We start from the raw sequence: 12501 nt of genomic DNA, 5'->3' as shown, positions 1-12501 counted from the left end.
AGATGCAATTTAAAGCTTTAACATTTTTCGTTTTGACCGGTCATTTCATCCAACTGTCGAGTGACCGAACAACACCGCTTAAAGACCCATGAATGGGTCTTTAAGCGAGTCGTTGTTCGGTCTTCCGTCACGCCTTAGCGTGACGGAGGCAAGCCTACGGCTTGCCTTCGACAGTCAAAAATGGATGAGCCACTTTTCCGTCAAGGATATGTTAAACGATTTCGTTGCATCTATATAGTGCGGTTTTCAAGCCGCCGATCTTCCCTGCGGAAATGGTGTTTTTGGTCACCACCGCTGTGTCGGGGCCGGGCAGCACAATCAAAAATATCGATAAGAGAAGAAACGGGTACAGATGGATCATTGGACAGCCCTCCCATTGTCAGAATGTTTCGATGGGTATCATTGTATCGCAATCGTTCCTCGATTGTAAATTATGGATGTTATGAATCTATGAACTGCCATTGCCCTTGATGGTGCGGCGGTCATTTTTATTTCGCGCCGCCCGCGCTTATGGTATAGTGAAGATAGCTGGAAATCGAACGAATTGGTGATCGTGATGATTTACATCGGACTGACTGGTTGGGGGGATCATGACAGCCTCTATCCGCCAGGTCTTGCGGCGAAAGACAAGTTGCTGGAATACGCGGCCCATTTTCCGACGGTCGAGGTCGATTCGTACTTTTACGCCATTCAGCCGCGTTCGAACGTGGAAAAGTGGATTCGCGAGACGCCGCCGTCGTTTCAGTTTATCGTGAAGGCATACCAAGGAATGACCGGGCATGAGCGCGGCCCGATTCCGTATGAAAGCAAGGAAGCGATGTTTGCCGCGTTTTTGGACTCGATCGCGCCGTTTCAGGAAGCGGGGAAGCTGGCGATGGTGCTGTTTCAGTTTCCGCCGTGGTTTGACTGTCGGCGCGAGCATGTGGAGTACTTGCGCTGGGTGAAAGCGCGGATGGGGGAGGTGCCGGCGGCGCTCGAATTTCGGCACCAATCGTGGTTTTCGCCGCGCTTTTATGACAAAACGCTTCGCTTTATGGAAGAGGAAGGGTGGATTCACGCGATTTGCGACGAGCCGCAGGCGGGGGAAGGGTCGGTGCCGACCGTTTTGCATCCGACCGACCGGGAAAAGACGCTCATCCGCCTGCACGGACGGAATGTCCACGGCTGGAACAAGGCGACGGCCGGCGAGAACTGGCGGGCGGTCCGCTACTTGTATCGATACAACGAGCGCGAGCTGCGCGAGTGGGCGCGCCATATCGAGGCATTAAAGCAAAAAACGAAACAAATTTACGTGCTGTTTAACAACAACTCCGGCGGCGATGCCGCTGACAACGCCAAACAATTGATCGATTTGCTTGGCATTGAGTACACGGGCCTGGCGCCGCGGCAGCTTGGTTTGTTTTGAAGCGGGGGGGAGAGACAAAATGGCGTATATGTTGCTTTTTTTGATCGGCTTTATCGCGGGGACGGTGGGCAGCTTGGCCGGCCTTGGCGGCGGGGTGATCATCGTGCCGGCGCTTCTGTTTTTCGGCGCGCTCGGCTGGCTGTCGGCGGTGACGCCGCAGGTCGCGGTCGGCACGTCGCTTGTCGTCATTATTTTCAATGGCTTATCGTCCACATTGTCGTATATGAAAGACAAAATGGTCGACTATCAAAGCGGCTTGCTCTTTTGCCTTGGCAGCGTTCCCGGGGCGGTCATCGGCGCTTGGGTGAACAATACGCTGAGCGCCGCTCATTTTTCATTGTATTTTGGGCTGTTTTTAATCGCCATGTCGCTCTTTTTGTCGCTGAGTCAAAAGAAAACGAAGCGTTCGGCTGACGAGACGGCGGCGGCGAAAGAAAACGGGGTCGAACGAACGGCGGCGGAGCAGGCGCGGCCGGCGCCGTGGTGGAAACGGCGTGTTGTGCGAACGTACACGGACCGAAACGGTGAGGTGTTCACATACGGCTATCAGCCGCTCATGGCGGTCGCCATCGCGTTTGTCGTCGGCTTTTTCGGCGGGTTGTTTGGCATTGGCGGCGGCTCGCTCATGGTGCCGGCGATGATCGTGCTGTTTCGCTTTCCGCCCCATGTGGCGGTCGCCACGTCGATGTTGATGATTTTTTTGTCCTCGCTCGTCGGCTCTCTCACCCATGTCGCGATGGGAAACGTGCAATGGTCGTTTGCCCTGGCCCTCATTCCTGGGGTGTGGATCGGGGCGAAAACCGGAGCGTGGATCAATAAGCGGATGCCAAGCCGGACGCTTGTCGTCGTGCTTCGGATGGTGCTCGTTTTGCTTGGCCTTCGGCTTGTGATCGAAAGTTTTTCGTAACCAAGGAGGCTTGCGCATTGAAGCAAACCGTCTATATTTATCATACGAACGACGTGCACAGCCATTTTGAACATTGGCCGCAAATCGCCCGCTTTTTGTCAGAACGGAGAAGGGAGCATCGCGCGCGCAACGAGGCGATGCTTTTGTTTGATGTGGGCGATTTTCTCGACCGCGTGCACCCGATTACCGAGGCGACGCGTGGAAAAGCGAATGTGGACTTATTGAACGATCTTCACTATGATGCGGTGACGATCGGCAACAACGAAGGGATCACCCTTGATCATGATGAACTGGATACGTTGTACGAACAGGCTCGGTTTCCGGTCGTTGTCGCCAATTTGTTTCGCCGCGATGGCGTGCGGCCGCATTGGGCGTTGCCGTATGTCGTCATCCCGGCGACGGAGACGTTTCGCATTGGGGTGGTTGGCGCCACCGCTCCGTTTTCTCACTTTTACGAGCTGCTCGGCTGGAAGATCGTTCCGCCGTTTGACATGTTGGCAGCGGCGGTGGAGGAAGTGAGGCAAAAGGCCGATTGCGTCGTTGTGCTGTCTCATCTTGGGGTGAATGAGGATGAAAAAATCGCTGCGACGATCCCAGGCGTGGACATTATTTTAGGCGCTCACACCCACCATGTGTTTCCAGAAGGAAAAACATTGAATCAAACACTGCTTTGCGCGGCGGGGAAATACGGAAAATATGTTGGGGTGGTCAAGCTGGAGATTGACCAAAACCGGCTGTCCAGGGCATCCGCGACGGTCGTGGATGTCGAACCATTGCCCCGCTCCGAGGCGGTCGAGCGCCATCTTGTTTGTCTTGAGCAGGAAAGTTTGGCGCGGCTTGAAGCGGAACAAGTCGCCGTGCTCCATGATGACTTGCCGCTTGACTGGTTCGCCCCGTCGCCGCTTGGGAATTTGCTTGCTTCCGCTTTGCGTGAGTGGTGCCAAGCGGACATCGGCATGGTCAACGCCGGCGTGCTGCTTGCGCCGCTTGCGAGAGGACCGGTGACGAAAAAAGATTTGCATCGCATTTGCCCGCATCCGCTCAACCCGTGCAAGGTGAAGCTGCGCGGCGCGGAGCTCAAAGAGATTATCCTTGAGGCCAACACGGAACGGATGAAGCATTTGCAGTTTAAAGGGTTTGGCTTCCGCGGCGAAGTGATGGGGGAAATGGTGTACGACGGCGTGGACATCGAGGCCGGGCTCGAGGAGGACGGTCAATGGCATATCCGCCGCATTATGATCAACGGCGAGCCGCTCAATCCCGAGCGCACGTATGAGGTGGCGACGACCGATATGTTTGCGATCGGCCACTTTTATCCGCAAATTCAGCGGGCGGCGGAAAAAACGTATTACATGCCGGAGTTTTTGCGCGATCTTCTCGCTTGGAAATTGGCCCAATAGGCAGGCACTTCTTTTTCCATGCTTCATACATTGGAGTATGGAAAGGAGAGTGACTGCGGCGATGGTCGAAGTGAAGCCGATCATCATTGACGGACATCCGTTTATTGCTGTGTCCGTCCAGCTGCCGAAAACGAATTTGTTGGCGGTGGCGGGTGAAAAAGGGTACATTATGTGCGGAGCGCTCGATGTGGCGCTGTTGAATGAGAAATTGCGCGATCGCGGCATTATCGCCGGGCGGGCGGTCGGGGTGCGTACGATTGAACAGCTGCTCGAGGCGCCGCTCGAATCGGTGACAGTCGCCGCTTTGGAGCTCGGCATTGAAGAGGGAATGAAAGGAAGAGAGGCGCTGTTGAAAATGCGGTGAAAAAATCCCTCCTTGCAAGCATACATATAGCTTGTAAAGGAGGGATTTTCATTTTGTTGCGCCCCCGATTCGTGCGGAAGGGGCCGCTCCCGTTCCGCTATGTGTTTTTATTGACGTTCGTTTTTTTTATGTTCTCGACGGCGGTAAGCCTTTGGATTGTCAATAAAGGCATTAAGCCGGTGCTCATGGAGATTGCGGAAACGGAAACGAAGCGGATTGCCAACTTGGTGATCAATAACGCCATTGAGCAGCAGTTTCAAAAAGACAACCCTGAATTTCGGCAGCTGGTCACGGTTCAAAAGGACGAAAGCGGCAAAATTGTGTCGGTCGATTTTGACACCGCGGTGATCAATCGCATCTTATCGGAGACGGATGATCATGTGATGGAAAGCTTAAAGGCGGCGACAGAAGGACGGCTTGAACGGATGGTCCTTCCCGAAGTCGAGTCCGGAACTGGAAACAGCCGCGGCATCATTTATTACATTCCGCTTGGAAAAATCACGGATAATGCCCTCTTGGCCAACCTCGGCCCGCGCATTCCGGTGCAGTTTCAGATCGTTGGCAATGTCGACTCGGAAGTGACGAAAGAAATTCGAGCGTATGATATTAACAGTTTTTTTATTGAAATTGATATTCATGTATCGGTCGACATCCAAGTCGTCATTCCTTTTGCATCGAAAATTTCCAATGTGACAACAGATATTCCAGTTGTGATGCGCTTTATTCCGGGAGAAGTGCCGCAATTTTACAACAAAAACGGCGGTCAAGTCGGCCCGTCCATCCAGCTTCCGAAGCGGTAGTGGGAAAGGCTGTCAATGCGCGCCTCTAAAAGGCCGGCGACTGTCATCTTCCTAAATCGATCGTTCTCGTTCGACTGTCGAAGGCAAGCCAAGGCGTGACGGAGGATCGAACAACCGCCTGCTTCACAGACCCATATATAGGTCTTTAAGCGGCGTTGTTCGGTCGCCCGACAGTCGATCAAATACTCGGGTAAAAGCTGCAAATGGCAAAGCTTCAAATTGCATCTATATAGTTCCGTTAGGTTGACGGGTGCCCGCGTCAGCCGTTGGGAATGGTTTTGACAGAAACATGGAAATGTTATGCAAAAAAAGTGTTCTTCCCGGCGAAGGGGCTTTGGCTGTTTCTCTGGCGTTTGTCAAGAGGAAACAGCTTTTTTTGTTTTTCAAATAGAAAACAACTAGACGAGTTGGTTCGAATTTTGTAATATTATATTAAATTGAAAATAGTTTTATTATTTACATAGCAGTTTGAGAGGGGGAATGAACGGCCGGCATCGGAAGGCATGCATCAGTTTGCGGCGCCATCCGGCGCGGCGCACGAGCGCACAAGGCAGACGGACTCTATCGATATAGTATGCAGAAAAAGGTGTGCGCTCTGGTGACAGAACATTTTGAACAATGGGGGGAACAAGAAATGAAGAAAAAAAGAGCAGCAGGTGTCTTTTTCTCATTGATGCTGACGGCGGGTCTTTTGGCCGGCTGCGGCGGCAACCAGCAAGGAGGCAGTTCTTCAGGCGGAAACAGCGGCGGAGGCGGGGGCGGCGATGTGATTAAAATCGGCGCCAACCTTGAGCTGTCCGGCGGGGTCGCGTCATACGGCCAGTCGATTGCGGAAGGGCTCGACTTGGCGCTTGAGGAAATCAACAAAGAAGGAATCAACGGCAAAAAGCTGGAGTTGGTGAAAGTCGACAACAAATCGGAAGCGGCCGAAGCGACGAACGGCGCGATCAAGTTGATCAGCCAGGATAAAGTCGTCGCCATCATCGGCTCGGCGACGAGCACGAACACGCTCGCTCAAGTGCAAGTCGCCAACGACAATAAAGTGCCGCTCATTACGCCGACAGGCACGAACCCGACGATCACGAACAAAGACGGCAAAGTGAACGAGTTCGTCTTCCGGACGTGCTTTATCGACCCGTTCCAAGGGACGGTGGCGGCCAAATTCGCCTTGAACGAACTGAAAGTGAAAAACGCGGCGGTGTTGATCGACAGCTCGAGCGACTATTCGAAAGGGCTGGCCGCTTCGTTTAAAGACGCGTTCACGCAAGGCGGCGGCAAAATTGTCGCTGAAGAGGCGTATGTCGCGAAAGACACCGATTTCCGTGCGACGCTGACGCGCATAAAATCAAAGAATCCAGAGTTCATTTTCCTGCCGGGCTATTATGAAGAAGTCGGCCTCATCGTCAAGCAGGCGCGCGAGCTTGGCTTGAACGTGCCGATCATGGGCGGCGACGGCTGGGATTCGCCGAAGCTGGTCGAGATCGCGGGCAAAGACGCGTTGAACAACACGTACATCACGAACCATTATTCGTCGGGCGACCCGGATCCGAAAATTCAAGAGTTTGTGAAAGCCTTTAAAGCGAAATACAACAAAGCGCCGGATGCGTTCAACGCGCTTGGCTATGATACAGCCTACTTCCTGGCCGACGCCATCAAGCGGGCCGGCAGCGCCGATCCGGTGAAAATTAAAGACGCGCTGGCGCAAACGAAAGATTTGCAGCTCGTCTCCGGCACGCTGACGCTCAATGAAAACCATGACCCGGTCAAATCGGCGGCCATTTTGGAATACAAAGACGGGCAGCAGCAATTCAAAACGAAAGTGAATCCGTAATGAAAGGCTGGATGGATGCATGGACGGGGGAGGCCCCTAAGGGGCGCCCTCCTGTCCGGCATTTCTTTTGGTCAACGACGAGTTTTCGTTAAGGAGCGTGCGATCATGGAACTCATTCAACAGCTGGTCAACGGCATTTCGCTAGGCAGCATTTATGCGCTCATCGCTCTTGGCTATACGATGGTGTACGGCATTGTTCGGCTCATTAACTTCGCCCATGGCGACGTCTTTATGGTCGGTTCATTCGTCGGTTTTTATGCCGTAACGATGCTTGGTGTCGGCTTTTTCCCGGCGCTTTTGCTGGCGATGGCCTCTTGCGCCGTGCTTGGGATGATCATCGAGCGGATTGCCTACAAGCCGTTGCGCAATGCGGCGCGCATCGCAGTGCTCATTACGGCGATCGGCGTATCGCTCTTGATTGAGTACGTCACGATTTATTTGCGCGGGGCCCAGCCGGAAGCGTATCCGAGCACGCTGCTGCCGGATCGGAACTTGAAGCTGTTTGGGGTTGTCATCAGCAGCCAGTCGCTGTTCATCCTCGGCACGTCCCTCGTTTTGATGATTCTTCTTCAGTTCATCGTTCACCGGACAAAAATCGGGAAAGCGATGCGCGCTGTTTCCCATGATGCGGAAGCGGCCCGGTTGATGGGAATCAACGTCGACAACACGATTTCGGCCACGTTCGCCATCGGTTCAGCGCTCGCGGGGGCGGCAGGCGTTATTTTCGGCATTTATTATACAAAAATCGAGCCATTGATGGGCATTCTTCCCGGATTGAAAGCGTTTGTCGCCGCCGTGTTGGGCGGAATCGGCATCATTCCGGGAGCGATGGTCGGGGGGCTTTTGCTTGGCGTCATCGAATCGCTCGTCAGCGGGCTCGGCTACTCGCTTTGGCGCGACGGAGTGGCGTTTGTCATTTTAATTCTCATTCTCATTTTCCGGCCGGCCGGATTGTTTGGCAAGAACGTACGAGAAAAAGTGTAAAGGATGGTAGGGGACAATGGCAACTTGGAAGCGGACTCGTGGATTTTGGGTTTCCGTCATACTGGCCTTCGCCTTTTTCGCTGTTGTCGAGTGGCTGATTGCAAGCGGGACGCTCAATGTGTTTTACGTCAACACGCTCTTTTTCATGGCGATCAACGTCATGCTGGCGGCGAGCCTTCACTTGATCATCGGCATCACCGGACAGTTTTCGATTGGACATGCCGGCTTTTTCGCCGTCGGCGCTTACGCTTCAGCCGTCATGACGATGAAGCTAGAGCTGCCGTTTGCGGTCGGCGTCTTGACCGCTGGGGTGGCGGCGGCGCTCGCCGGCCTCATCATCGGCGTGCCGAGCCTGCGTTTAAAAGGCGATTATTTGGCGATCGCCACGCTCGGCTTTGGCGAAATCGTCCGCATTGCGCTCTTGAACATCGATTACGTCGGCGGGGCGAGCGGCATGACGGTGACGCATATGACGACATGGCCATGGGTGTTCGCCTGCTTGTTTGCCACGATTTTGGTGATCGCCAACTTCACGAACTCGACGCACGGGCGGGCGTGCATCTCGATCCGCGAAGATGAAATCGCCGCCGATGCCATGGGGATCAACACGACGTATTACAAAGTGGCGGCGTTTGCGATCGGTTCGTTTTTCGCCGGCATCGCCGGAGCGCTGTACGCCCATCACTTTTACATCATTCAGCCGTCGAACTTCGGCTTTTTAAAATCGTTTGACATTTTGATTTTCGTCGTGCTCGGCGGGCTCGGCAGCCTATCCGGCGCGGTGGTGGCCGCGGTGCTGCTGACGATCGTTTCGACGTTCTTGCAAAACTATCCGGAAACGCGGATGATCATTTACAGCATCGTCTTGATTTTGGTGATGCTGTACCGTCCAACCGGGCTGATGGGGACGAAAGAACTATCTTCGCTCTTCAAATGGCGGAAGGCAGCGCAGGGAGGAATGAATCATGGCGGCAAAAACACCGTTGCTTAAGGCAGAAAACGTCGGCATCCAGTTTGGCGGGCTGAAGGCGCTCTCCGGTGTGACGATGGAGCTGCATCAAGGGGAGCTTGTCGGGCTCATCGGCCCGAACGGCGCGGGGAAAACGACGCTGTTTAACTTATTGACGGGCGTGTATGTGCCGACTGACGGGCGGATTATGCTTGACGGCGAGACGTTGAACGGACTGCCGCCGTATAAAATTACGCGCAAAGGGATCAGCCGGACGTTTCAAAACATTCGCCTGTTCGGCGAGCTGTCGGTGCTCGACAACGTGAAAGTCGCCTACCATGCGCACGCCCGCCATTCGATCGCGAGCTCCATTCTCCGCCTCCCGTCCCATTTCCGCGGGGAAAAGGAAATGGAAGAAAAGGCGATCGAGTTTTTGAACATTTTTCAGCTTGACGGCGTCATGCACGAGAAAGCGAAAAACTTGCCGTACGGCCAGCAGCGCCGGCTTGAGATCGCCCGGGCGCTGGCGGCGCAGCCAAAAGTGCTTTTGCTTGACGAGCCGGCCGCCGGCATGAACCCGCAAGAAACGAAAGAATTGATGAACTTGATCGCGTTTATCCGCGAACGGTTTGCGTTGACGATTTTGTTGATCGAACACGATATGTCGCTTGTGATGGGCATATGCGAGCGCATTTACGTGTTGGACCACGGCCAATTGATCGCCCACGGCACGCCGGAACAAGTGCGCAGCAACCCGAAAGTGATCGAGGCTTACCTTGGCGAGGAGGTGTCGTGACGTGTTGAAAGTGGAGGCAATCGATGTGTTTTACGGCAACATTCATGCCTTAAAAGGCGTATCGCTTGAGGTGAACAAAGGCGAGATCGTCACGCTGATCGGGGCGAACGGCGCGGGGAAAACGACGCTTCTGAAAACCATTTCCGGGCTGCTTAGGCCGAAAAACGGCGACATCGTGTATGAGGGAGCCTCGATCGCCGGCAAGGCGGCGCAGACGATCGTCAAGCAAGGCATTTCCCACGTGCCGGAAGGGAGGCGCGTTTTCGCCAATATGACGGTCGAGGAAAACTTGGAGCTCGGCGCGTTTTTGCGCAAAGACAAAGAAGGCATTCAACAAGACTTTGCCAAAGTCTTTCAGCTGTTCCCGCGCCTTGAGGAGCGGCGCAAGCAGCTGGCCGGCACGCTTTCGGGCGGCGAGCAGCAAATGCTCGCCATCGGCCGCGCGCTCATGGCGCGCCCGAAGCTGCTCTTGCTTGACGAACCGTCAATGGGGCTCGCGCCGCTTTTGGTCAAGACGATTTTCCGCATCATTCAGGAAATCAACGAGTCGGGGACGACGATTTTGCTTGTCGAACAAAACGCCCATATGGCGCTCTCCATCGCCCATCGCGCCTATGTCCTTGAATCGGGGCGCGTCGTCTTGTCGGGAACGGCGAGCGAGCTGCAGGCGAGCGAGCAGGTGAAGCAGGCGTATTTGGGCGGGCATTGAGAAGCGATAGGCGGAAGAACGTCAGCGGAAAGCCGTTTCGGACGGTTGTGCCGCCGTGGAAAAAAGGCTGATTCCAACTTGGAGATCAGCCTTTTTCCGTCATTGCCGTTTCGGCCGGCGAACGCCGGCTGGGATGGACGGACGGGAAACATCGGCGTCCGGGACGTCTCTGCTCTTGAAAAAACATGCCGCTGATTTGGGCGGCTGGCGTTGGCGGAGAGAACCCCGTCGCGCCGGCCCCCGCGCGGCTAGCGGCGCCGTTGTTGCCGCTCGGCCCGCTCCCATGCTTTTAAGTGCGGGTACGGGTCAAACGCCCATTCGGTATAGCCGTTGTCTTTGTACATGCCGTAGTGAAGATGGGGCGGAAATTTCCCCGCCGTGCCGGGCGGACCGTAGCCAGAGCTGCCGACCGAACCGATGATCGTCCCCGGCTCGACGATTTGCCCCTCGCGAAGATCGGCGGCGAAGCCGTTCAAATGGGCAAAGTAGTGGTACGTGTTGTTGATGTCGCGGATGCCGATGCGCCAGCCGCCGTATTTGTTCCACCCTTTCAGCTCGACGATGCCGTAGCACGTCGAGCGCACCGGAACGCCGTAGCCGGCGAAAATGTCGGTTCCTTCATGAATGCGCCGCCCGCCCCAGCCGCGCGCATCCCCCCATGTATCGCGGTAGCTGTAATTGGCCCCTAGCGGAAGCGGAAACACGTGGTTGTCCAATTTCAACGTCTGATACTTTTTATAAATTCTCGCCTTTCCTAAAATCAAGTCGACGGTTTTGGCGCGTTGGTAATAGTTCCAAAGCGCGATTTTGATATGGCGGTGATCGATGCCGTACGTCTGCAAATAGCGGGCCATGGCCATGATCACATCGTCATCGTCATCCGCCCGCGCATAGCCGTCGCCGTCTCCGTCCACGCCAAGGCCGCCAAACTGGGAGATGGTGAACGGGTCTGTATCATGCGGGTTTTTGTTCAGCGGCCCGGCCCATATTTCCGGCTTCATATAAATGCCGAGAACGCCGGCTGGCTTGGGCAGGTCGCGGCGCACTTGCCGGACGTTTCGCTCATACTGGTCAATGGCCGCAAAGTAATACCACGGGATCAAGGAAACGGCTTCGGCCTTTTTGTACAGCTCCATTCGCTTTTCATACATCGCTTCTTCCTGTTCCGCCGCCGAAGCCGCGCCGGCGGCGATCCACAGCATCGCTGCCGCCGATATGGCGGCAAGCCATCGATGCACGCGTATTCCCCCTTTCCGCCCGTTTCATATGTTTAGTTTGGGGAGAAACGGGAATTTCATAAATGTTAAAAGGAGGAAAATCGTCTGATGGACGATTTTTTTGTGTTTTCCTGCGCTTTTCATTATAATGAGAAATGAACAATCATCGACAAGTGGAGTGAGAACGATGGCGACGAAAGAAGAACACGTCCGCAAGCCGGACTGGTTGAAAATCAAGTTGAACACGAACGAGAATTATATCGGTTTAAAGAAGCTGATGCGGGAAAACCGTTTACATACCGTTTGCGAGGAAGCGAAGTGCCCAAACATTCACGAATGCTGGGCCGTACGGCGGACGGCGACGTTTATGATTTTAGGCAGCGTCTGCACGCGCGCCTGCCGCTTCTGCGCCGTCAAAACCGGGCTGCCGACCGAGCTCGATTGGCAGGAGCCGGAACGCGTCGCGGAATCGGTGCGCATCATGAACTTGAAACACGTCGTCGTCACCGCCGTCGCCCGCGATGACCTAAAAGACGGCGGGGCGGCGGTATTCGCCGAAACGGTGCGCGCCATCCGCCGGAAAAACCCGTTTACGACGATCGAGGTGCTGCCATCGGATATGGGCGGGGTGTATGAAAACTTGAAAATTTTGATGGATGCCCGCCCTGACATTTTAAACCATAACATCGAAACGGTGCGCCGCTTGACTCCAAGGGTGCGCGCCCGCGCGACGTACGAACGTTCGCTTGAGTTTTTGCGGCGCGCGAAAGAATTGCAGCCGGACATTCCGACGAAATCGAGCATCATGGTCGGCCTTGGGGAAACGAAAGAGGAAATCATTGAAGCGATGGATGACTTGCGCGCCAACCATGTCGACATTTTGACGATCGGCCAGTATTTGCAACCGACGAAAAAGCATTTGAAGGTCGTGAAATATTACCATCCGGACGAGTTTCAAGAGCTGAAAGAAATCGCGTTGAGCAAAGGGTTCAGCCATTGTGAAGCGGGGCCGCTCGTCCGCTCGTCGTACCATGCCGATGAGCAGGTGAGCGAGGCGGCGAAAGCGCGGCAGTTGAAAGCGTAACATCCAACGAACGGCACGAAAGCAAGCAAGCGTTGTTTCAGCGGCTGAAAGCATC

The 12501-nt window shown here is 54.8% G+C and carries 13 protein-coding genes; 11 read left to right on the top strand and 2 right to left on the bottom strand.

Annotated elements, in window-relative coordinates:
- Nucleotides 1-211 precede the first annotated feature (211 nt).
- Nucleotides 212-361 carry a homoserine/threonine efflux protein gene (locus DI44_RS02095; RefSeq protein ID WP_014196672.1) on the bottom strand — a complete coding sequence of 50 codons (150 nt, stop codon included), beginning with the start codon at nt 359-361 and terminating at the stop codon, nt 212-214.
- 195 nt (nt 362-556) lie between these two features.
- Here DI44_RS02095 and DI44_RS02100 point away from each other — a divergent pair, with 195 nt between their 5' ends.
- The 10 genes from DI44_RS02100 to DI44_RS02145 all read left to right on the top strand — a co-directional run bounded on the left by DI44_RS02100 (nt 557) and on the right by DI44_RS02145 (nt 10145).
- A complete protein-coding gene (locus tag DI44_RS02100; RefSeq protein WP_031205997.1) occupies nt 557-1405 on the top strand; it encodes a DUF72 domain-containing protein in 849 nt (282 codons plus the stop codon).
- Nucleotides 1406-1424: 19 nt separating this feature from the next.
- Nucleotides 1425-2312 carry a sulfite exporter TauE/SafE family protein gene (locus DI44_RS02105; protein WP_021321775.1) on the top strand — a complete coding sequence of 296 codons (888 nt, stop codon included), beginning with the start codon at nt 1425-1427 and terminating at the stop codon, nt 2310-2312.
- A 17-nt stretch (nt 2313-2329) separates the two neighbouring features.
- Nucleotides 2330-3712 (top strand): bifunctional UDP-sugar hydrolase/5'-nucleotidase, encoded by a 1383-nt coding sequence (locus DI44_RS02110; protein ID WP_021321776.1) that lies wholly within the window; start codon nt 2330-2332, stop codon nt 3710-3712.
- Between the two features lie 61 nt (nt 3713-3773).
- Nucleotides 3774-4076: a DUF1805 domain-containing protein gene (locus DI44_RS02115; protein WP_011232452.1), complete on the top strand. Its 303-nt coding sequence runs from the start codon at nt 3774-3776 to the stop codon at nt 4074-4076.
- A 53-nt stretch (nt 4077-4129) separates the two neighbouring features.
- The gene (gene yunB / locus DI44_RS02120) at nt 4130-4876 is read left to right on the top strand and encodes a sporulation protein YunB (RefSeq protein WP_011232451.1); all 747 of its coding nucleotides are present in this window, start codon (nt 4130-4132) and stop codon (nt 4874-4876) included.
- 634 nt (nt 4877-5510) lie between these two features.
- A complete protein-coding gene (locus tag DI44_RS02125; protein ID WP_025039318.1) occupies nt 5511-6707 on the top strand; it encodes an ABC transporter substrate-binding protein in 1197 nt (398 codons plus the stop codon).
- A gap of 105 nt (nt 6708-6812) precedes the next feature.
- Entirely contained in the window at nt 6813-7691 is an 879-nt protein-coding gene (locus DI44_RS02130) for a branched-chain amino acid ABC transporter permease (protein ID WP_011232449.1), read from the top strand.
- A gap of 16 nt (nt 7692-7707) precedes the next feature.
- Nucleotides 7708-8682, top strand: a complete 975-nt coding sequence (locus DI44_RS02135; protein ID WP_021321780.1) for a branched-chain amino acid ABC transporter permease — start codon at nt 7708-7710, stop codon at nt 8680-8682.
- Nucleotides 8657-9436 (top strand): ABC transporter ATP-binding protein, encoded by a 780-nt coding sequence (locus DI44_RS02140; RefSeq protein WP_021321781.1) that lies wholly within the window; start codon nt 8657-8659, stop codon nt 9434-9436. The genes DI44_RS02135 and DI44_RS02140 overlap by 26 nt, the downstream gene beginning before the upstream one ends.
- Nucleotide 9437: 1 nt before the next feature.
- Nucleotides 9438-10145, top strand: a complete 708-nt coding sequence (locus DI44_RS02145; RefSeq protein ID WP_021321782.1) for an ABC transporter ATP-binding protein — start codon at nt 9438-9440, stop codon at nt 10143-10145.
- 248 nt (nt 10146-10393) lie between these two features.
- Here DI44_RS02145 and DI44_RS02150 read toward each other — a convergent pair whose 3' ends face one another.
- The gene (locus DI44_RS02150) at nt 10394-11383 is read right to left on the bottom strand and encodes a M23 family metallopeptidase (RefSeq protein ID WP_011232445.1); all 990 of its coding nucleotides are present in this window, start codon (nt 11381-11383) and stop codon (nt 10394-10396) included.
- 166 nt (nt 11384-11549) lie between these two features.
- Here DI44_RS02150 and lipA point away from each other — a divergent pair, with 166 nt between their 5' ends.
- Entirely contained in the window at nt 11550-12446 is an 897-nt protein-coding gene (gene lipA / locus DI44_RS02155) for a lipoyl synthase (RefSeq protein WP_013144325.1), read from the top strand.
- The last annotated feature ends 55 nt before the right edge of the window (nt 12447-12501 follow it).

The organism is Geobacillus sp. CAMR5420 (genome assembly GCF_000691465.1).
Lineage (GTDB): Bacteria > Bacillota > Bacilli > Bacillales > Anoxybacillaceae > Geobacillus > Geobacillus thermoleovorans.
Note: the sequence above shows the minus strand (reverse complement) of the source record. Positions and strands in the feature narration are given on the sequence as shown.

Excerpts from the sequence above, each read along its gene's own strand:
- DI44_RS02095 (WP_014196672.1), bottom strand. The coding sequence starts at position 361 with ATGATCCATCTGTACCCGTTTCTTCTCTTATCGATATTTTTGATTGTG.
- DI44_RS02100 (WP_031205997.1), top strand. The coding sequence starts at position 557 with ATGATTTACATCGGACTGACTGGTTGGGGGGATCATGACAGCCTCTAT.
- DI44_RS02105 (WP_021321775.1), top strand. The coding sequence starts at position 1,425 with ATGGCGTATATGTTGCTTTTTTTGATCGGCTTTATCGCGGGGACGGTG.
- DI44_RS02115 (WP_011232452.1), top strand. The coding sequence starts at position 3,774 with ATGGTCGAAGTGAAGCCGATCATCATTGACGGACATCCGTTTATTGCT.
- DI44_RS02125 (WP_025039318.1), top strand. The coding sequence starts at position 5,511 with ATGAAGAAAAAAAGAGCAGCAGGTGTCTTTTTCTCATTGATGCTGACG.
- DI44_RS02130 (WP_011232449.1), top strand. The coding sequence starts at position 6,813 with ATGGAACTCATTCAACAGCTGGTCAACGGCATTTCGCTAGGCAGCATT.
- DI44_RS02135 (WP_021321780.1), top strand. The coding sequence starts at position 7,708 with ATGGCAACTTGGAAGCGGACTCGTGGATTTTGGGTTTCCGTCATACTG.
- DI44_RS02140 (WP_021321781.1), top strand. The coding sequence starts at position 8,657 with ATGGCGGCAAAAACACCGTTGCTTAAGGCAGAAAACGTCGGCATCCAG.
- lipA (WP_013144325.1), top strand. The coding sequence starts at position 11,550 with ATGGCGACGAAAGAAGAACACGTCCGCAAGCCGGACTGGTTGAAAATC.